The following is a 20,373-nucleotide window of genomic DNA, read 5'->3' on the forward strand; positions in this document are numbered from 1 at the left end:
GAATGAATCGGGTTTTAGTCTCGGGGCCGCTTTCAGACGCGCCCTGGCGGATGCGTAACAAATCGCTCAAAGTTTTGAAATTTGTGAGCAACGCGTGGAGGGAAACGTGGTTTTTGTCATTTTTGGTGAAAAAATGCCGTCGAAGCGGTAGGCAAAATTCAGGCCGGAAAGGGCTTGAAATGACTATGCGCCAAAGAATTGACCTCGAACAATAACAACTTTTCAGGCCGACAACCTACGTTTGCACGGCTCAACTTCTTCAAATGCTTCAATCGGAAATCGCCTCTTTCAGGCTTCAAAACCAACTCATTACGCACTCGTCTTTCACCCAACCGAAAGAAGTGGCCGCTTGGCTCGGCGCGATGCAAGCGCAGGATTACACCCACGCCAAATGGGCGATTGGCCTGCGCATCCCCGGCTCCACCGATGCCGACATCGAGGCCGCGCTTGACCGGGGCGACATCGTGCGCACCCACGTCCTGCGCCCGACTTGGCATTTCGCTGCCGCCGAAGACATTCGTTGGATGCTGGCACTATCCGCGCCACAGGTCAAATCTGCTACTGTCGCCATGAACAAGCAACTTGGATTGGACGAGGCGCTATTCAAAAAAACCAACACGCTTATTGCCAAAGCTCTGGAAGGCGGCAAGCAACTGACCCGCGAAGAACTCATGGCCGAATTGGCAAAATCGGGCATCGTTGCCAACAATTCGCAGGCTACCCATATCATGTTCGAGGCGGAATTAGACGCCATCGTCTGCAACGGCTCGCGACGCGGCAAACAGCAGACCTACGCGCTGCTCGACGAGCGCATCCCGCCCGGCAAAATACTCGCTCGACCCGATGCCATCGCCGAACTTGCCCGACGCTATTTCACAAGTCATGCACCCGCGTCGCTAACCGATTTTCAATGGTGGTCGGGCTTGCGGGCTGCCGACGCACGGGTGGGTTTGGAAGCGATGCAGCCGTTTTTGACAAAAGAAATTGTCGAAAATCAGACGCTCTGGCTGCCCAATGATTTCAAGCCCAAGCCTGCTTCGCCTCTGAACGTGCATCTGCTGCCAGCTTTTGATGAGTTTTTGGTGAGCTACACCGACCGCCGCGCCTCGCTCCATGCTTCCCGAAAGGCGCAAACCATCACGGGCAACGGCATTTTCAAGCCCGTCGTGGCAGTGAACGGCTGGGTGAAAGGCATCTGGAAACGGACCTTCAAAAAGGACTCGGTTGTGATTGAGAAAGAGATGTACGAGACGCTGACGGCTGCCGAGCAGGAGGCTTTTGAAGCGGCGGCGAAGCGATTTGAATCCTTTGTTTTTCAAAACAAAACCATCTAAAGCGGCGACATGACTCGATTTCTTAAAAATTCCGTTACCGCCACAGTTCTCATTTCTTGCAGCCTCGCCATGTTTTCACTTTTCGGTTGTTTCAAAAAAAAGCCCGCCCCCAACAACATCGAGACATGGTTGGAGACGCAGTTTCCCGGCCAGTTTGAGGTGGTGCATTCCAACCTGAACTACAACGCGATGGATATGTATCGAGGCAGAAAAACGGCACTCGTCGCCGACAAAGCTGACCCCGACGTTCAGTTTTTGCTGTTTTGGCAAAAAGATTCGCCCGACGTGGGTTTGACAAAAGAGGTGCTTCAAACTGCTTTTAAAACGGCAAAACGAGATGTCGCGCAAGCCCGCGATTTGTTCAATCTGTTGAAAAATAAGGACTTGGAAAAAATATCGGTCGGCGTGATAGAGCCAGCCGCCTATATTTTAGTGTTCGCCGAACCCGATGCAACGACGCGAGAGGAAGTTTTGACAAAAATAAAATCGGCACTGGACGCCGCTAATGCGCCAACCAGCATTTGGGTCGAGTGGATGGAACCTTCTGCATATCGTCAGAAGTTTAGCGACATCATCCCGAACGGCCATTGGAAAACCGAGATGAGTTGGCAGGAACAGGAAAAAATCATGTCTTTGAATTTTGAGCATCGAAAAGAGGTGTCCGCCGCGACGCTGATGCGCCATTGGGAAGTCAACCCCATGTCGAAACGAGGCGATGCGGACAGGAAAGATGCCTATCGGCAAGCCAAAATTTGGGCTGAAAAAAACCTCCCCAAACCTTTTTATCTGGAACCGAACCAGATAATTGGCTTTGAAGTAGATGAAAAAGACGGGTTGGCCATTCACTACCATTTTCCGTATTTCGATGCCAAACCGCGTGAGCAAGATTCAGGTTTGGTCGAGCCAAAAGGCTATATTTCAGGGCTTTATCACACGGTGGAGAAAACTTTTAAAAACATCCGAAAACGAAAGGAACTATGAACGACTCGCAGCGCATTGCCGACCCCGGCATTCAACTGTACGATTTCGCCACGCATTTTGTCGTCCATTGCCCCAAATGCGCGGGCAAGGCGCACGTCAACCCCGTTGGGGATAATTTCCCGAAACACGGCAATTTTCAAGGCGTGGAATGGCGGCTTGTCTGCACGACCTGTTTCCACGTCGAGACCCCCGGCCATTGGCACGGCGCGGCGACGGCGTTCGTGTCGGTCAAATGCCGCGAATGCCATGCCCAGCTGCAACGTTCTGCCCCTTGGGACGGCCAGTGGCAAAAATTGGCGATGCACTGCAACGAGTGCGGCGACGATTGCGAGTACGAGGCGCACATTACCCGACATCCCTACGACAAAGGCCGCAAAACCGACCCCGTATTCGGCCTGCCCCTGTGGCTGCAAAAAGAATTTCGCGACGACTTGTTTTGGGCGTACAATTACGAGCATTTAGGTTTGCTGCGCCAATACATCGGGGCCAAGTTGCGCGAACGCGGTATCGAACCGCGCAACACCATTCGCAAAAACAGCGCGATGTTGAGCCGTTTACCGGAATTCATGAAGAAAGCCGCCAACCGCGAAGGGCTTCTGAAATTGATAGAACATCTTGAACATCAGTAAAAAATGGAACTTAGAGACAAAATCTGGCTCGGCTTCTGCGGGATGTTTGCCTTCGTCGGCACCATGTTCCTCATCATCGGTTGGAGCCATTGGCAATCCACCTACCGCATCGTCCGCAACGGCGTGCAGACGCAGGGCATCGTCGTCGAAAACGTCCGAAAACAGCGACGCGGCGTGCAGCCGCAAACAACTTCCCGGGCACCGGTCGTGCAGTTTTTCACGGCCACCGGCGAGCGAAAACTGTATTATTCCCAAACCTACACCACGCCCGTCTCGCATCAAGTCGGCGAAACGGTCGCTATTTGGTACCTGCCCGACGCTCCAAATCAGGCGACGCTCAACGGCGTGGATGCGTGGATTTTCCCGGTCGTGTTTGGTCTTTTTGGCGTGGCGGCGGCGCTCATCGGATACCCGGCGCTGCTTAAGTTTCTTTTCCGAAAAATTTTTTCAAACACCTGAATTTTCCCAAGTGATTCAAATAGAAGGAACTACCGTCCGCCAAACAGGCGCTGACGTTGAAAAAATCTGGAGCATCCCCGAACTGCTCGAAACCTACAACGCGCTTTCGGAAGAACCATTGGACGAGCGCATCATGCTCTTTCGGCAAATCGTGCCGCTCGCGCAAGCGATGTACGGCGACCTTTCGGAGGCCGCCCGCTTGCGCTGCGATTTTTGGAAAAACCTCCAACCTTGGCTCATCAAAACGCAGAAATACGAGTACTCGGTAAAAATCAGCAACACCTACCGCTGGGAACTGGAGGTCAGCATGGAAGGCCTGTTTTTCAAAGATATTTCAGGTCAGTACGGCGCGGCGGGCGAGGTGCGCCCGCAATTGTTCAGCGACTTTTGGTTTTACGGCCCGCTCAGGCCTTTGCCCGATTTAGGAATGCGAAAACAGGTGTTGGCGCAACTCCAAAATACTTTTGAGCGCAAGCACAAGGCACTCCTCGACGCTCATTTTCAACTGTTTGAATACCCCGCTTACGCTAACCCGCCGATGTGGGAAGACGGCGATTACCGCGTCAGCGATTTTGTCATCGTGCGCGATTTTGGCGTGGATTACGGTCGGCAAAACTTTCGCGACGGGCTGGTATCACAGGGTTTTATCTCCTTCGAACATTGCCTGCACCGCGACGACATTCCCGAATGGGCGATTCCCGCCAAGGTGTTGCGCGACATCAAAAACCGCTTGCTCGGTATTGAAAGCCCCGAATTCGAGGCCGATTTTTCCCAAAAAACCGAACCAGAAAAACCCGCCCGAAAAACGCCGGAAACCGAAGCCGAATGGCTCGAACTCGCCGCCACCGGCAACGCTCGTGAAAAACAAGAGGCCGCACGAGCGTTGTGGGAAAATTACCGGAACGAAAAAAGCGTCGAGACCCTGCTCGAACTGCTGCCCAACCCTGACTCCTACTGGCGCGATTACGTGTTCAACACCTTCGCCAAAATGCCCGACAGCGAGGCGGTGCGCGACTGGATTTTGAAATGCCTCAACGGCGACGACGCGGTTTATTTCAGAAAATCAGTGGACGTGCTGCGGATGTGGGGCTTGTTCGGCAATCCGCGCCTAAGCGACGAAAGCCTGCTGCGCCCGCTCAACTGGGCAGAGAAAGAAATGCGCACGAGCGCCTTTCGGGAGGCATTGAAAAAAGCGACGACAATTTTGTCGTAAATGTGTTGATGACCTCATCAACCCTCATCAACTTTTATCAACTTTATCTCATGTCTCGATTCCTCTTCGGCCCCGAACTCATTTGGCTTGCCTTGTACGGCATCGTCAGCCTGATTGCCAAAGCCAACGTGCCGCCCGTGAAGGCTATTGACGACCGGTTGGAGCACTTGTGGTTTTTCGTTCCGCTAGCCGCTTTGCTGACTTTCGCGCTCTGGTATTTTCCCAGCGTGGAGAAAAACTGGCTCCTCCTGCGGGTCTGGATTGTCTGCATTTTTGGCGGCCACTACGTCCTCGAAAAAGGTCTCGGCGCTCATAGCCAGCAAGGCCCCGGCATCGGAACGGCCTACATGGTCGGGATGATTTTTGTGTTTTTCGCGCTCATCGTAGGCAGTATTTTTGTCAAAATCAGGTTTTGAAAATGAAGCAAGAGCAATTCGCGCAACTCATCGAACAAGCCTACAAAGACGCCCTCGCTGCCGCCGATGCCATCAAGGAAAGTGCCGCTGCCGACCACGAGGCGGCCCGGCAAGAACTGGAATCGGCCCAAAAAGCCAACGAAGTGGCGCAAGCCGAAGGCAAAAAAGTGGCGCAGGAGCATTTTGAAAAACACAAGGAGGAACTGGTCGAAAAAGCCCACCGCGAATGGCTCGCCGACCTTGTACGAAAACACCTCGAAGCGGGAAAATCCAAAGCCGAAATCATCGAATGGCTCGAACTCGATGAAGATTTTGTCGAGCATATTCGGGTGGAACTCATTCTTAAAAACCCGCCTGCCACCGATGCCCGGCTCGAATACGCCGAGTATCCTCGTGGCGGCACCGTCACTTATGTGAAGGGTAACACCCGGCTTGTGTTCGACTGGGAATTTGGCGGCGGCAACACGGTGTCGCTCATTTTTGTGCCGCGGGAAGAGCATTGGGAATCTCGCACTGGCTTGCCCTTGTCCGAGCGCCCGTCCGTGCTTGATTTTGTTGGGCAGCAGGTTGTCCGCGACAAAGCGAGAGGCTGCAAATACCGGATTCGGGCGGATGTGTTGGAGGTGTATCGGGGGTGAGCGCTGCCAACAAGATTTTGAAAAAATTCTGTAAAAACTTAGGCAGGACAGCGGACATTCAATTTTTGACAGGATTTACAAGATTTACAGGATTTTTCGCGGCGAAGCCGCCTCATTGAACCTGTAAATCTTGTAAATCCTGTCAAAAACCTATAAGCCTGTCAACCGAGTCCTCTGCGCTTGAAGGCTGACTAAGTTTTTACAAAATTCTTTATTTTTGTCCAAAATTTCAATCAATATGTCTGTAGTCCAGCCCAGTCCGCCGCTCACCAATGTGCAACTCGAACTCTTGAAGTTGTACGCCTACGATTTGAAAGAGGAGGAAATGCAAGAACTGAAAAAGGTACTGGCCGCTTTTTTCGCGCAACGTATTCGCCAACGCACGGGAGAAATCTGGCAGGAGCGCGGCTACACGCAGGAAACGATGCAGCAGTGGCTCAATGAGGAAAACCAGTAAGCCATGCGCATCGTGTTGGATACCAATGTGTTTTTGGTTTCACTCTCGCCTTTTTCGCAATACGCGCCAATTTTTGATGCATTCCTGACTGGGCGTTTTACGCTCTTGCTCAGCAACGAGGTAATTACAGAATATGAAGAAGTCATCGCCCAACGATACGACCGCAAGACCGTTCAGGACGTGTTGCGCTTGCTGGTTTCTATTCAAAATGCCGGGCTAATCACGCCGCACTATCGTTGGAAACTAATAATCAATGACCCGGACGACGACAAGTTCGTGGACTTAGCGGTTGCTGGAAATGCCGATTTTATAGTTACAAATGACAAACATTTCAAGGTTTTGGAGCAAATATCTTTCCCGCTTGTTAAAACGATATCCGCCGAAGAATTTTTGGAAATGCTCGCCGCGCTGTAATTCTTACTCGCCCTACCTTTGCCCGCCCGACCCCTTTACTCTCTAACCATCTCCACCATGCAAAAACTCGAAAATTATATCCTCGGAAGCTGGCAGCCCGGCGCGGGCGACGGCATCCCCCAATATCACGCTCTCACAGGCGAACTCATCAGCACCGCCAGCAGCGAAGGGCTGGACTACGCCGCCATCCTCGAATACGGTCGCAAAATCGGCAACCCCGCCCTGCGCCGCCTCACCTTCCACGAGCGCGGGCGAATGCTCAAAGCATTGGCGCTCTATCTGTTGGAGCGGAAAGAAAAATACTACCAAGTCTCCCATGCGACCGGCGCGACCCGCGTGGATTCGTGGGTGGACATCGAGGGCGGCATCGGCAACCTGTTCGCCAACAGCAGTTTGCGGCGGCGTTTTCCCAACGAAACCTACTACGTCGAGGGCGAAACCGTGCGCCTCTCGAAGGAAAACACCTTCATCGGCCACCACATCCTCGTGCCGAAACGCGGTGTGGCCGTCCACATCAACGCTTTCAATTTCCCGATTTGGGGGATGCTGGAAAAAATCGCCGTCAACCTCATGGCGGGCGTTCCGGCGGTGGTGAAGCCCAGCGAGCAAACCTCGTTTTTGACCGAAGCCATGGTGCGCGACATCATCGCGTCGGGCATTTTGCCGGAAGGCGCCTTGCAACTCGTCGTCGGCACGGGGCGTGGCATCCTTGATTTTGCTCAAAGTCAAGACGTTGTGACCTTCACCGGCTCAGCGGAGACGGGCCGCAAACTGCGGGCGCACCCCGCCATCATCGAGCATTCCGTGCCGTTCACGATGGAAGCCGACTCTTTGAACGCCGCCATTTTGGGCGAAGATGCCGCGCCAGGAACGCCTGAATTTGACCTGTTTATTAAAGAATGCCGCCGCGAAATCGTGACCAAAGCGGGGCAAAAATGCACGGCGATTCGGCGCATCATTGTTCCTGAAAATCTGTTGGACGAAGTTCAAAAAGCCTTGTCGAAAGAGTTGGCAAAAACCGTCATTGGCGACCCGGCCTTGGAAGGTGTGCGCATGGGGGCGCTCATCAATCGCCAGCAACTCGCCCGTGTGCAGGAAAAACTGGCTTTGTTGACAAAAGAAACACCTGTCGTGGTCGGCGATTTGGAAGCCTTTGAGGTCGTCGGCGCGGAGCGGGAAAAGGGTGCGTTCATCCCGCCTGTTTTGCTTTTAAATGACAAACCTTTTTCCAAAAAACTGACCCACGAAACGGAGTGCTTCGGCCCTGTTTCCACGCTAATGCCTTACAAATCAATGAGCGACGCCATCGAACTGGCGAACATGGGCAAAGGCTCGCTCGTCTCCACCATTTGCACGTTCGAGCCGAAAACCATGCGCGAGTACGTGCTGGAAACGGCGGCGTTTCACGGGCGCATTCACATTTTGAATCGAACTTCAGCGAAAGAAAGCACGGGGCACGGCTCGCCGATGCCTTTGCTCGTGCACGGCGGCCCCGGTCGCGCAGGCGGCGGCGAGGAAATGGGCGGGATGCGCGGCGTGTTGCACTACCTCCAGCGCACGGCCATTCAAGGCCACCCGACCGACCTCACGGCAGTGACGAACCAGTACCAAGTCGGCGGCGCGCAAACTGAAACGCCTGTTCACCCGTTCAAAAAACACTTCGAGGATTTGTTTGTCGGCGAAACGCTTGTCACGGCCAAACACACGGTCTCAGAGGCGGATATCCACAATTTCGCCAACGTCAGCGGCGACAATTTTTACGCCCACATGGACGAAACGGCGCTCGAAGGCACGCCTTTCACCCGCCGCGTGGCGCACGGTTATTTCGTCCTTTCCAAGGCCGCCGGCCTTTTCGTGGATGCCAAAAAAGGCCCTGTATTGCTGAATTACGGCCTTGACGAATGTCGTTTCACCAAACCCGTCTATCCCGGCATGACGATTGGCGTGAAGCTGACGGTGAAAGAAAAAATCGAACAGGAGAGCCTCCCCCCGACCCCCTCCGAAGGAGGGGGAGTGAGCGTGGCGGCCATCCCGCGCGGCATCGTCAAATGGCTCGTGGATGTGTACGACGAAACAGGCGAGACGGTGGCGATTGCGACGATTTTGACGATGGTGCGGAAAAGGGGGTAAGTTGTTTGAGGGCTTGCCCGGCTAAGCGGAGCGGACGGGGTTTGAGTTGTTTGAGGTATCGGGAAAGTTTTAACTTGCGCAAAAATTTAAACCATCAAGTGGTTTTGAACATCAAGGTTGGCTCCTAATCGAATCAATCGGAATTAATCAAAAAAATCGAATCATTCAACAATATGAACGGACAGACGGCAGTCGCGCCAAATGCGCCGGCGAAAAAAAACAAGCCGAAAGAGCGGCTCTACACCATCGAGGAGTACCTCGCGATGGAAGAGACTTCATTGGTAAACCATGAATTTGATAACGGAAAACTGATACCTATGGCAGGCGGAACTCCCACTCACAGCGAAATAAAAGCATCGGTTGTCATGGCGTTAGGAATATTGGCACGGCAATCGAAAAAGTCATGTCGGGTTTTCAACAGCGACATTCGCATTTATCTGCCTGTTTTTAAAAAAGGCGTGATGCCCGACGCGGCGGTCGTAGTGGGTAAAACCGACTTTTCAATCGAACACCCCGTCGGCTTGCTTCTGAACCCCACACTCATCGTTGAAGTGCTTTCCGACGGCACAGAATCCTACGACCGGGGCGAGAAATTTGCCCGTTACCGCACCCTGCCTTCGTTGGAAGAATATGTATTGGTGTCGCAAAACGCTCCCCGCGTGGAGACTTTCGTGAAGCAAGACGGCAGATGGTTCATCAATGAAACCGCCGAGGGCTTGGACGCAAAAGTGGAATTGTTCGCGTTGGGCGTGAAGTTGCCGTTGAAAGAGATTTATTGGAACGTTTCTTTTGAAGAAGAAAAGCCTAATAAGAAGCGAGCGAAGAAGAAGTAATTCATCTTTCCTCATTCATCATTCTTACCAGCCACTCCTTCTCCGCCACCGCCTTTGTCTCCTCGATTTCGCGCCGCAGCGCCGCCCGTTCCGCCTTATCGAACAAATTGGTCTCCAGTAGTTTTTGGGTGAAATGCACCGTGTTCAGGTAGTTTTCGCGGTGGTAGCCCATCACTTTTTTCCGGCGGATGAAGGCGCGGATGGCCTGCAGGTGCGATTCCAGCAGGTCGAATTCCTGCAATTCGTAGAAGATTTTCAATTGCAAGGTCTTGGCCGCGAGGCTGAGCATGAGGTCTTTGTGTTCGGCTTTTTGAAGCAGTTGCAAAGCCTTGCCCAAGTCGCGGCGCCGATACTCCAGCCGGGCGAGGTTGAAACTGAACAGGCTCTCGCGGTGCTCCTCTTTCAAGTAGGGCCGATACTCGTGGACGAACTGCTCCACCCACTCCAACTCGTGCAACACGAGACCGATAGTGGCGGCGTTTTGGTAGGTGTAGCGCGACAGGGCGCCGTCGGTGAGAAAGTATTTTTGGGCGAAACCTTCCTTGTAGAGTTCAAATTGTTCGGCTAAATAATCCTGATTCCCGGCGTTGTATTGGCGGATGCAAAAGTTGATGGCGAGGATGTAGAGGTCGCGCAATTCCTCCACCGCGAACAACGCGCAGTGTTGCATCAAGAGGGTTTTGAACTGCTGGAAATGTGTTGTTTCCGCCGGGTTCGTGAGGGCGCGGTAGCAGTGGTAGTAGATGGCGATGGCCGGGATGTCGAGCGCGCTTGACTGCTCTATGTGTGCCAGCGCCGCGTCGAGCAGGCCGAACTGGTAGTGGGTGCTGGAAACGGACTGGTGCGAGAGCATGAAGCACGACTGCCAGAGTTTTCGAGCGAGAAAGGCGTTGTCCAATCGGTCGGAGAGTTCCTGAAAATCGAGATTTTCAAATGCGTGCGACTCGACGGCGAATCGGTGTTTTTCCAACAATATCTGATAATTTTCCTCAAAAAAAGCGGCATCGCGCAGGGACTGGCGCTCGTGGGCGGCCATGGCCTCGTCGCAGGTTTTGGCGAATTGTTCGGGCAGGTGTCGGCGGCGAAAAATGGCGGCGAGGCGGCGCTGGTACTGTGGCCGAGCGTTGAGGAAATCCTGCACGGCGAGGAATTGGCCGGTGAGTTGGTAGAGAAAACTCATGGCCATGCGCACGCGATGGTCGTCGAAAGAGGGCGCTGCGCTGGCGGATTTTGATTCGAGCGCCATTTCGTCGTTGAGCCTGCCCGCGAAAATCTGGCGGTAAGCCTGTTCTTTGTCGGGCAAATCGCGCCCGTTTTTCAGCGATTTTTCCAGCACGTCGAGCAGGGCCGGCACTTCGCTGCGCTGGTTGAAGAAGGGGTTGCGGACGAATTTTTTCAGCCCGCGCAATTCCTCTTTTGAGAGGGTGCGGAGAAGGCGTAGCAGGCGGCTTTTTTCCATCAGATTTCCAAATCGGAAATTTATTTTTTAATAGACAAACACACAGCAAAAAAATGCTGAAAATCAATTTTTTAAAACTAATTTTTGAAAAAAAATTTGTTACAAAGCCTGAAATTTGTTTTTGCCCGCTTGCATCGAAGCGGTCACTTTTGTACCGTGAAAAGTTTCATTTATCAAAAAGGGTTTTCCATGCGCGTCCATCTACTTTTGAAAAAGGCGATTATTCTCTTCTTTTCGCTTGCAGCGGCTTTCCCGTCGCGGTCGCAGGTGACGATTTCCGGTAAAATTGTGAATGTTGACACTGGCAACGGGCTTGCCGAGGTGAATGTGCAGCTGGCCAGCGCCACCGACACACTTTATCAACTGACGGACGACAATGGCAATTATTCTTTTTCTGTGCCGGCGGGGGTTACTTACATCGTCACCCCTGAAAAAAACGATAATCCTTTGGTGGGCATTGGCACGCTGGATTTGGTGCTGGTCGGCAAATACATACTTGGAGAAATACCATTCACCTCGCCTTATCAAATCATCGCTGCTGATATTGACGGCTCGAACAGCGTGGAGGCGGAGGATACGACGGCGCTGCGGAAGGCGATTTTGGGCATCTACGAGGATGTGCCGAAGTCGTGGCGATTTGTGCCAACGAACTATGTGTTCCCAAATCCGCAAGACCCGTTTCCCTTCCCGGAGTCAGTGGTGTTGGAGAATCTTTCGAGCGATGTGGGGGGAGTGGATTTTGTGGGGGTGCAGGTGGGGAAGATACCGTTTGCGGGGCAAGGCGTGTCCGTCATGTCTGGCAAAATCACGACCCCGTGGGGCGCTCCATTGGTCGGCTTCCCCGTTTTTTTATTGGATGGCAGCTCTAACGTAGTGGCCACTGCCTTCACCAACAATGCAGGTCAATACGCGCTTGTCGCCCCCGATGGCGGCACTTATTTTTTCAAACTGCACAACCCCGGCAACCCGCTCAATGGCGTGACCGCCAACGACGTTGATTTGATAAACAAGCATATCCTCGGCCTCGAACCGCTGGCCGCGCCTTACGGGTTGATAGCCGCTGATGTGAATCGTTCCAATAGCGTCACTACTGCGGATGTGGCGCAGGTAAATGATTTGATTGGCGGGGAAATCGCCCATTTTTCATCGGGGCTTTCTTGGGTTTTTGTAGATGCGAGTGATTCTTTTCCCAACCCCATCAATCCGTTCGCAAACCAATTTTTTCCTGCCGGTTCTTTCACCCAACTCGATTTTTACGCTATCAAATTGGGCGACGTGGACGGCGATGCGCTGCTCGACCCGGCCAGTTTGGGGGCTTATGATTGGTCGCCTGCCCTCATTGATGGCACTTTGGACGTGGACGACGACGGCGATTGCGCGGGCGATGCCGTCAGTCAAACGTGGTTGAATTGGCTCGTGCGAGCAGAAAGCAACGAGGGCGTTTTTTACAAAGTGGTCGAGTCGGTTGGCTCTTACAACTTGCCTGTGCCGGAGGGCGAGTATGCCGTGACGCTCGTCAGCCCAAGCTCGCTTTGGGAGGTCTGCCCGCCAACAGCCAACACGGTGCAAGCCTCGGCAAACAGTATTGTCTCGGTGGATTTTGTTGCAAAAAAATTGAGCAACTGCCCCTTTCTCGAAATTGACCTTGCTGCCCCTTTTCTCCGTCGCTGCTTCGACAATCCCTACGCTGTCTTTTATTGCAACAAAGGCACGGCGCCTGCCGAAAATGTCTTTATCGAAATCGAGTTCGACCCCGAACTCTCGGTGGTGAGCAGCAGCAGCCCTTGGTCGTCGGTGAATGGGAACACTTACACTTTCCAAGTGGGCAACTTGGATGTGGGGGCGTGTGGCAGCTTCAGCGTGGTGGTGAACGTGAGTTGCGATGCCGCGTTGGGGCAAACCCATTGCTCGGAGGCGCGGATTTTCCCCGACACGCTTTGCCTGCCGCCCGACCCCGCATGGAGCGGCGCCAATTTGGAAATAACGGGCGAGTGCCTCGACGGCGAGGTGATTTTCACGATTATCAACACGGGCGACGATATGGTGAACCCGGTGGAATACATCGTCATCGAGGACATTATGATTCAAGTAAGCGGCCAAACTATCTTTTTGTCTGCCGGGGAAAGCCAGACCATCACCTTGCCCGCCAATGGCTCCACTTGGCGCCTCGAACTGCCTCAAGTGCCTCATCACCCCTGGAACACGCTCATCACGGCGGCGGTGGAAGGCTGCGGAGAAAATGCGGGCGGCACGTTTAGCCTCGGTTTTGTCACCCTTTTCCCCGACGGCGACGAGGCGCCTTTTGTGGACGTGGATTGCCGGGAAAACATCGGCTCCTTCGACCCGAACGACAAGCAGGGTTTCCCGCGCGGGGTGTTCGAGGAGCATTACATCCCGAAAGGCACCGAAATCGAGTACCTGATTCGTTTCCAAAACACGGGCACGGACACGGCTTTCACGGTGATGATACTCGACACGCTCTCGCCGCATCTCGATGTTTCCACCGTTCGTCCCGGCGGCAGCAGCCATCCCTACCATTTCAATGTGTTGGGTTCCGGCGTGTTGCAGTTTCTTTTTGCCAATATCATGCTCCCGGACAGCAACGTGAACGAGCCTGCCTCGAACGGCTATGTCAAGTTCAGCATCAAGCCCCACCCCGAGTTGCCCAACAATACGGTCATCGAAAATCGGGCGGGCATCTTTTTCGATTTCAACGAGCCGGTCATTACGAACCGCACTTGGCACACCATCGGCGAAAAGTATTTGAACGTCTCAACGGTGGTCTTCCGGCGCGGCATCCAACTCAACGTCTATCCCAACCCGACCTCCGAGCGGGCGACGTTTTTCCTCAAATCGGCCACACCGATAGCGGGCACCCTGCGCTTGCTTGATTTGCGGGGAAGATTGGTGCGCAGCCAGTCGTTCAATGCCAATGTGTTTGAAATGGACGCAGCGGGTTTGCTGCCGGGCATGTATTTTTTCCAGTTGGAATCGAAAGGCGGCGTGGTGGCTGCGGGGAAATTGGTAGTGCAGCGTTGAGATTGGAAAAACGGCCGCAAACGATGTTTTTATGTCCAACGGAAAGTGTTTTGCGAAAAAATGCCCGTTTAAATCCTTGAAAATCATTGTTATCAATCAAGGCAATCTCGCAAATCATTTTCATCTGGGTACAAAACTATTTGAAAATCTCTCCCAAATCGAGTTCGATGTCCAATTTTTTGTCTTTCAAAATGTCTTTGCCGGAGTAGATGTTGTAGTCTTCGGGGGAATAAAAGACGTAAATCGTTTTCAAGTCAGGGAGCGCCAGCCAATAGGATTTCACCCCGGCAGAAAAATACTCGGCGCGTTTCACCATGAGTTCCGACAAATCCTGCTTGGCGAAAAGAATCTCGACGACTCCGAGCGGGATTTCGGTCATGCGAATTTCGTTGTCGCCGGGAACGAAATCCATTGGAGGGTAGATGGCGAGATCGGGTACTCGTTCCCGAATGGGCAAGCCAAGCGTTAACTCAGGCAGTATCGTGTATGTGCCTTCATACTTGACTTGAGTATTGAGGAGAAGTCGGGCTTGGACGAAGGCGTGATTTTTGTCTGGCATGGGCTTTCCGCGTTCGATTTCGTACTCGTTAAGCGCAGCGGTAGTTGTCATCGCTATTTAATTTTTTCCCGAAAGTAAATCGGATTTTTCAAACCTAAAAAAAAACGGCTGCCGTGCAGCAGCCAATCGGGCAGAAACAGTGTGGGAAAGTGCGTTTCAGTGGAGGAAAATAGGGAAAGTGCCCGACCTCATTCGCTCCCGCCGGCAGCCGTTTGTTTCTTTTTTGAACACAGCTGACACTGAAAGACACTGATTTCACCGAAGTTTTTCAAAAAAAAAACATACTTGTTAAAATCAGTGTCTTTCAGTGTCAGCCGCGTGTTCAATCAATCTACGCCGAACAAGCCTCGCACGTCGGGTCGTCCAAGCTACACACCTTGCCTGCGGCTATGGGTTCGGGCACCGACATTTCGATGGGCTTCGGCTCCTCTCTTGCCGGAATCGTCGCGCTGACGACCGGGTTGTCGGCCTTCGCATTTGCCACGAACTTTTGCTGATGCTTCTGGCCGAGGGTGAACTTGATGGGGTCGGTCGCGGCCTTCGAGCGGAGGTAGTACATTCCCGTTTTCAGGCCTTTTTGCCAGGCGTAGAAGTGCATCGAGGAAAGTTTCGCAAACGTGGGAGCCTCCATGAACACGTTGAGGCTTTGGCTCTGGCAGATGTACGCGCCCCTGTCGGCACTCATGTCTATGATGACTTTTTGGCTGATTTCGTAGGCCGTTTTATACACGTCGCGCACCTGTTTCGGAATGTCCTCGATGCCTTGAATGGAGCCGTTGGCGGCCATGATGGCTTCGCGCATTTCTTCGTTCCAGAGGCCGAGGCGCACGAGGTCGCGCATGAGGTGTTTGTTCACCACGATGTGTTCGCCCGCGAGGGTGCGGCGTGTGTAGAGATTGCTGGTGTAAGGCTCGAAGCACTCGTTGTTGCCCAAAATCTGGCTTGTGGAGGCCGTCGGCATGGGCGCGAGCAGGAGCGAGTTGCGCACGCCGACTTTTTTCACGCGCTCGCGCAGGCTGTCCCAATCCCAGCGTTTTGAGGGCGACACGCCCCAAAGGTCGAACTGGAACATTCCTTTGCTCATGGGTGAGCCTTTGAAAGTCTCGTAAGGGCCGTGTTTTTCCGCCTGATTCGCACTCTCCGTCACGGCGGCGAAGTAGATGGTCTCGAAAATGTCTTTGTTCAACTGCTTGGCCGCCTCGCTGTCGAACGCCATGCCGAGCAGGATGAACGTGTCTGCCAAGCCTTGCACACCGAGACCGATGGGGCGGTGGCGCATGTTCGAGTTCCGCGCTTCGGGAATCGGGTAGTAATTGATGTCTATGACCTTGTTCAAATTGCGCGTGACGACGCGGGTGATTTCAAAAAGTCTTTCAAAATCAAATTGGCCGTTGGCGACAAACTTCGGCAACGCGATGGAAGCCAAATTGCACACCGCTACCTCGTCCTTCGAGGTGTACTCGATGATTTCGGTGCAGAGGTTCGACGAGCGGATGGTGCCAAGATTTTGCTGGTTGCTCTTCTTGTTCGCTGCGTCTTTGTAAAGAATGTACGGCGTGCCGGTCTCGATTTGGCTTTCGAGGATGGCGTTCCACAAGTCGCGGGCTTTCACCGTTTTGCGCTGGCGGCCTTCCTGCTCGTATTGGTGGTAGAGCGCCTCGAATTTCGCTCCATAGACGTCGAACAAACCCGGCGCTTCGTTCGGGTCGAAGAGCGACCAATCCTTGTCGTCTTTCACGCGCTCCATGAACAAATCGCTAATCCACAGCGCATAGAACAGGTCGCGAGCGCGCATTTCTTCTTTGCCGTGATTCTTTTTCAGTTCCAAAAACTCAAAAATATCGGCGTGCCAGGGTTCGAGATAGACGGCGAAGGCGCCTTTCCTCTTTCCACCTCCTTGGTCCACATACCGCGCCGCGTCGTTGAACACGCGCAACATGGGGATGATGCCGTTGGAGGTGCCGCCCGTGCCTTTGATGTAGGAGCCGGTGGCGCGGATGTTGTGGATGCTCAGGCCGATGCCGCCCGCCGACTGCGAGATGAGGGCGCAGCGCGAGAGGGTCTCGAAGATGCCTGCGATGCTGTCCTCTGTCATGCTGAGCAGGAAGCAGGAGGAAAGTTGCGGCTTGGGCGTTCCGGCGTTGAAGAGGGTGGGCGTGGCGTGGATAAACCAGCGCTCGCTCATGAGGTTGTAGGTCTCGATGGCCGCGTCAATGTCCTCGCCGTGGATGCCGACGGCGACGCGCATGAAGAGGTGTTGCGGGCGCTCCACCACCTTGCCGTTCATTCGCATGAGGTAGGAGCGTTCGAGGGTTTTGAAGCCGAAGTAGTCGAACTCGAAGTCGCGGTCAAAGATGATGGCGCTTTCGAGGCGTTCCTTGTGCTTCTGCACGATTTTGTAGGTGTCGTCGCCGATGAGGCCCGCGCGGTCGCCGGTTTTCGGGTCAATGTAGTGGTAGAGTTCGTGCACCACTTTGGCGAAGGATTTTTCGGTCTCCTTGTGGAGGTTGCTCACGGCGATGCGCGCGGCCAGCAGGGCGTAGTCGGGGTGGACGGTGGCCATGGTGGCGGCGGTTTCCGCTGCGAGGTTGTCGAGTTCCACGGTCGTCACGCCGTCGTAGAGGCCCATGATGACTTTTTTGGAGACCTCGATGAGGTTGACGTAGTTGGTGTCGAGGTTGTAGGTGAGTTTGCGCAGGCGCGCCGTGATTTTGTCGAAGGACACCTCTTCGCGGCGCCCGGAACGTTTGATTACTTGCATCATAATGGTGGGTGTGTAAGGTTGTGGGTTTCTCTTTTATGTTTCGATTTTAGCGATGATTTCGTTGATTTTTCTCTCCAATTTCGGAAGGTCTTCTTCTACAATTTCCCACACGACCTGCTCATCAACTCCGAAATAATGGTGTACCACCCGATGCCTGAAATTGATGACCAACCGCCATTCGACTTCTGAAAACTGTTCGTAAAAATCCTCTCCCAGACTATTGGCGGCTTCTCCGATGATGGTAAAATTTCGCAGCACCGCGTCCTTTACCAGTTCATTGGAGGCGAATGTTTCGAAGGGCATTCCGGCCGTATAGCGCAGAATTTTCTCCACAGATTAGAGTATGTCTTTCAACAAGTCTATGTTGCTTCTCTTAGACATATTTCAGGTCGGGTTCAATATGTTTAAAATAGCGGTCCTTCACGCCTCTTCTGGTGACCAAATCTACCTTGCAGCCAAGTAAGGTTTCCAATTCGTCAGCAAGCCGGAGGAAATCCATGCCCACCGGCTCAGTGAACTCCACCATGATGTCCACGTCACTGTCGGGTCTATTGTCGCCCCTGCTGACCGAGCCGAAAATGGCCATGTTTTTCAGCGGGTATTTGCTGAAAAAGTAGTCGCGTTTGGCGGCGAGTGCGGCGGATATGGCAGAGAAGGTGGTCATGGTTGTTTTTACGTAATCTTATGTTTTGGTTTAGAGGTGTTTAAGGCAAAGCACTTTGGATGGTTTGTCAAGGGGCAGAGCCTCGCGACAGCGAGGGGGGTAGGGGTTAATTGATTTTTTCCCGTCGTACTTGGTGTTCTCACCAAGCGCGGCAGTAAACGGTATGGTCGCTTAGAGTCCGGCATCTCGCTCCGCCGCGTGTTGTTGGCGGGGATGCCAACAACGACAAAAACTCATTTCACTTCTATCCCTTTCCCAAAACCGTATTCAACCCCTTCTTTTTTTAGCGTGATGTTTGCCATGTAAAAGCCTGGTTCAAGGGGCTGAATCGAGTGTTTTACAAATTCCCGTGCTGTCGGCAGCGTGGTGTGGTAAGAATCCAGCACGACGCTCGAGTTGTTGATTTTTGTGAAGGTCATCGTGTAGTCGCGGTAGAAGGTGTTTCCCAATTGCGTGACCACGACCGTGAAGTCCAGCCTTCGGTTGTCATTGTCTATTTGGGTGGTTATGGCATCTTGAAAAAGGATGTTCACCTCAACTTCGAGATTTTCTTTCTGGCAAGTCGTTGTCGTGAACACGAATAGGCCTCCAAAAAGGATAAAACTGAAAAAACGAGTGGTTTTCATCATCGAAGAAGTTTGCAAGATGAGTTGGACATTGTGATTGCCGCCAACCGAAAAACAGTCGGCGGCAATCCATGGAGGCGGATGGTTAGGCAGCTGTCGTGTCTTCCACCGTTGCGTCGGGCGCGTTGCGCTTCACCGAATCAATGCCGTTTTCGCACGATGCCGTGCTTTCGTACATTTCGCTGGTGCCGATGACTTGGCCGTTGGTGGCTTTCAGGTTGAAATAGGGTTTGCCATTCGAGGAGGTCAGCCGCTCGAAGCGGGCATCGTCCTGCGCGTTTTTGCGCACGGATTCGACACCGTTCATGCAAGTGTCTTTGCTTTTGTAGCCTTGGCTGGTGAGGATGACTTGTCCGTTGGTAGCTTTCAGGTTGAATTGGTAGTCACCGTTGGCACGCTGAGAAATCACAAATTTTCCCATGATGAAAAATGTTTGTTGAGAAATATGGTTAATGTTCGATAGAGCGATAAAAGTAGTTTTTTTGCGTAATAGGGATGTGGAGGTGCTTGTTTTCTCAAAAGTCCGCTTCCATGCTGAACACCTGCTCTTCGCGGGCGGCCATCACGCCGGCTTTCTGGTAGTCGCCGACGCGCTTTTCGAAGAAATTGGTTTTGCCTTGAATCGAAATCATGTCCATCCACGGGAAGGGGTTGGCGGTTTTATAGACTTTCTCGCAGCCGAGCGACATGAGCAGGCGGTCGGCCACGAACTCGATGTACTGGCTCATCATCTCGGCGTTCATGCCGATAAGCGAGACGGGCAGTGCGTCGGTCACAAATTCTTTCTCGAACTCGACGGCTTCGGTGATGATGGCCTGCACCTCGGCGGGAGCGAGTTTGTTTTCGAGCATCGAGTAGAGCAGGCAGGCGAAGTCGCAGTGCATCCCCTCGTCGCGGCTGATGAGTTCGTTGGAGAATGTGAGGCCGGGCATGAGGCCGCGTTTTTTGAGCCAAAAAATGGAGCAGAACGAGCCGGAGAAGAAGATGCCTTCCACGGCGGCAAAGGCAATGAGCCGGTGCGCAAAGGTGGGCGAGTTCTCAATCCAGCGCAGCGCCCACTCGCCTTTTTTGGCGACGCAGGGCAGGTTTTGCAGTGCGTGGAAAAGGAAGTCTTTTTCCTTTGGCTCTTTTATGTAGGTGTCAATCAGCAGCGAGTACATCTCGGCGTGGATGTTCTCGATAGCGACTTGAAAGCCGTAGAAGCAGCGGGCTTCGGGGATTTGCACCTCGCGCATGAAGTTGAGCACGAGGTTTTCGTTCACGATGCCGTCGCTGGCTGCGAAGAAGGCGAGGACGTGTTTGATGAAGTGGCGCTCGTCGTCGTTGAGTTTGTTTTCCCAATCGTTGAGGTCGGGGGCAAGGTCAATCTCTTCGGCTGTCCAGAAGGATGCTTCGGCGGTTTTGTACATCTTCCACACCTCTGGGTATTTGATGGGGAGGATGACGAAGCGGTCGGGGTTTTCGGCGAGAAGCGGCTCTGTGGCGATGGTGTTGGTAAGTTGTGTCATAGAATGTTCTGAATCAGATGAAGAGATGGGTTGTTTTTTTGTGGACTTTGTTTGAGTTGTTTGAGGGGTTGGTACTCCCATATCCGGCGTGGTCGGAGCGAGCCAGTCATTGCAAAAAAGGCAATTTTTGGCTGCAGACATTTCCTTTGGGCGCGTTCAGCGCCTGTCGGGAAAACACAACATGAGTGGAAGGGACGTGCTCGAAAAAGGCGGAGTAAAGTTTGCCCGTCGCAGATGCGGACAAGCGGAG

20 protein-coding genes are annotated in these 20,373 nt (G+C 53.2%); 12 read left to right on the forward strand and 8 right to left on the reverse strand.

Features of this window, described 5'->3' with window-relative positions:
* Positions 1–263: 263 nt before the first annotated feature.
* The 11 genes from KIS77_17965 to KIS77_18015 all read left to right on the forward strand — a co-directional run bounded on the left by KIS77_17965 (position 264) and on the right by KIS77_18015 (position 9,504).
* Positions 264–1,334 carry an AlkZ family DNA glycosylase gene (locus KIS77_17965; GenBank protein ID MCW5924213.1) on the forward strand — a complete coding sequence of 357 codons (1,071 nt, stop codon included), beginning with the start codon at positions 264–266 and terminating at the stop codon, positions 1,332–1,334.
* 69 nt (positions 1,335–1,403) lie between these two features.
* The gene (locus KIS77_17970; protein ID MCW5924214.1) at positions 1,404–2,315 is read left to right on the forward strand and encodes a hypothetical protein; all 912 of its coding nucleotides are present in this window, start codon (positions 1,404–1,406) and stop codon (positions 2,313–2,315) included.
* The gene (locus KIS77_17975) at positions 2,312–2,944 is read left to right on the forward strand and encodes a hypothetical protein (GenBank protein MCW5924215.1); all 633 of its coding nucleotides are present in this window, start codon (positions 2,312–2,314) and stop codon (positions 2,942–2,944) included. Before KIS77_17970 ends, KIS77_17975 begins: the two co-directional genes overlap by 4 nt.
* 3 nt (positions 2,945–2,947) lie before the next feature.
* Entirely contained in the window at positions 2,948–3,403 is a 456-nt protein-coding gene (locus tag KIS77_17980) for a DUF3592 domain-containing protein (protein ID MCW5924216.1), read from the forward strand.
* 10 nt (positions 3,404–3,413) lie between these two features.
* The gene (locus KIS77_17985; protein ID MCW5924217.1) at positions 3,414–4,616 is read left to right on the forward strand and encodes a hypothetical protein; all 1,203 of its coding nucleotides are present in this window, start codon (positions 3,414–3,416) and stop codon (positions 4,614–4,616) included.
* A 50-nt stretch (positions 4,617–4,666) separates the two neighbouring features.
* Positions 4,667–5,032: a hypothetical protein gene (locus KIS77_17990; GenBank protein MCW5924218.1), complete on the forward strand. Its 366-nt coding sequence runs from the start codon at positions 4,667–4,669 to the stop codon at positions 5,030–5,032.
* A gap of 2 nt (positions 5,033–5,034) precedes the next feature.
* Positions 5,035–5,670 (forward strand): hypothetical protein, encoded by a 636-nt coding sequence (locus tag KIS77_17995; protein ID MCW5924219.1) that lies wholly within the window; start codon positions 5,035–5,037, stop codon positions 5,668–5,670.
* 238 nt (positions 5,671–5,908) lie between these two features.
* Positions 5,909–6,127 (forward strand): hypothetical protein, encoded by a 219-nt coding sequence (locus KIS77_18000; protein MCW5924220.1) that lies wholly within the window; start codon positions 5,909–5,911, stop codon positions 6,125–6,127.
* Between the two features lie 3 nt (positions 6,128–6,130).
* Positions 6,131–6,541, forward strand: a complete 411-nt coding sequence (locus KIS77_18005; GenBank protein MCW5924221.1) for a putative toxin-antitoxin system toxin component, PIN family — start codon at positions 6,131–6,133, stop codon at positions 6,539–6,541.
* Positions 6,542–6,589: 48 nt separating this feature from the next.
* On the forward strand, positions 6,590–8,671 hold the full coding sequence (paaZ, locus tag KIS77_18010; protein MCW5924222.1) for a phenylacetic acid degradation bifunctional protein PaaZ: 2,082 nt from the start codon (positions 6,590–6,592) through the stop codon (positions 8,669–8,671).
* 173 nt (positions 8,672–8,844) lie between these two features.
* A complete protein-coding gene (locus KIS77_18015) occupies positions 8,845–9,504 on the forward strand; it encodes a Uma2 family endonuclease (protein MCW5924223.1) in 660 nt (219 codons plus the stop codon).
* A gap of 1 nt (position 9,505) precedes the next feature.
* On the opposite strand, the gene KIS77_18020 is transcribed toward KIS77_18015, so the two are convergent.
* Positions 9,506–10,963, reverse strand: coding sequence for a hypothetical protein (locus KIS77_18020; GenBank protein ID MCW5924224.1), 1,458 nt, complete (start codon positions 10,961–10,963; stop codon positions 9,506–9,508).
* A gap of 189 nt (positions 10,964–11,152) precedes the next feature.
* Between KIS77_18020 and KIS77_18025 the strand changes: the two genes are divergently transcribed.
* On the forward strand, positions 11,153–14,002 hold the full coding sequence (locus tag KIS77_18025) for a T9SS type A sorting domain-containing protein (protein MCW5924225.1): 2,850 nt from the start codon (positions 11,153–11,155) through the stop codon (positions 14,000–14,002).
* 136 nt (positions 14,003–14,138) lie between these two features.
* Here KIS77_18025 and KIS77_18030 read toward each other — a convergent pair whose 3' ends face one another.
* The 7 genes from KIS77_18030 to KIS77_18060 all read right to left on the reverse strand — a co-directional run bounded on the left by KIS77_18030 (position 14,139) and on the right by KIS77_18060 (position 20,123).
* The gene (locus KIS77_18030; protein MCW5924226.1) at positions 14,139–14,612 is read right to left on the reverse strand and encodes a Uma2 family endonuclease; all 474 of its coding nucleotides are present in this window, start codon (positions 14,610–14,612) and stop codon (positions 14,139–14,141) included.
* A gap of 280 nt (positions 14,613–14,892) precedes the next feature.
* Positions 14,893–17,322, reverse strand: a complete 2,430-nt coding sequence (locus tag KIS77_18035) for a ribonucleoside-diphosphate reductase subunit alpha (protein ID MCW5924227.1) — start codon at positions 17,320–17,322, stop codon at positions 14,893–14,895.
* 36 nt (positions 17,323–17,358) lie between these two features.
* Positions 17,359–17,658, reverse strand: a complete 300-nt coding sequence (locus tag KIS77_18040; GenBank protein ID MCW5924228.1) for a DUF86 domain-containing protein — start codon at positions 17,656–17,658, stop codon at positions 17,359–17,361.
* A gap of 40 nt (positions 17,659–17,698) precedes the next feature.
* Complete coding sequence (locus KIS77_18045) at positions 17,699–17,989, reverse strand: nucleotidyltransferase family protein (protein ID MCW5924229.1); 291 nt, start codon at positions 17,987–17,989, stop codon at positions 17,699–17,701.
* Between the two features lie 233 nt (positions 17,990–18,222).
* Positions 18,223–18,618 (reverse strand): hypothetical protein, encoded by a 396-nt coding sequence (locus KIS77_18050; GenBank protein MCW5924230.1) that lies wholly within the window; start codon positions 18,616–18,618, stop codon positions 18,223–18,225.
* 82 nt (positions 18,619–18,700) lie between these two features.
* Positions 18,701–19,036, reverse strand: a complete 336-nt coding sequence (locus KIS77_18055; GenBank protein MCW5924231.1) for a YegP family protein — start codon at positions 19,034–19,036, stop codon at positions 18,701–18,703.
* A 94-nt stretch (positions 19,037–19,130) separates the two neighbouring features.
* Positions 19,131–20,123 (reverse strand): ribonucleotide-diphosphate reductase subunit beta, encoded by a 993-nt coding sequence (locus tag KIS77_18060; GenBank protein ID MCW5924232.1) that lies wholly within the window; start codon positions 20,121–20,123, stop codon positions 19,131–19,133.
* Positions 20,124–20,373: the final 250 nt, after the last annotated feature.

It is taken from the genome of Saprospiraceae bacterium, from assembly GCA_026129545.1.
GTDB lineage: Bacteria > Bacteroidota > Bacteroidia > Chitinophagales > Saprospiraceae > M3007.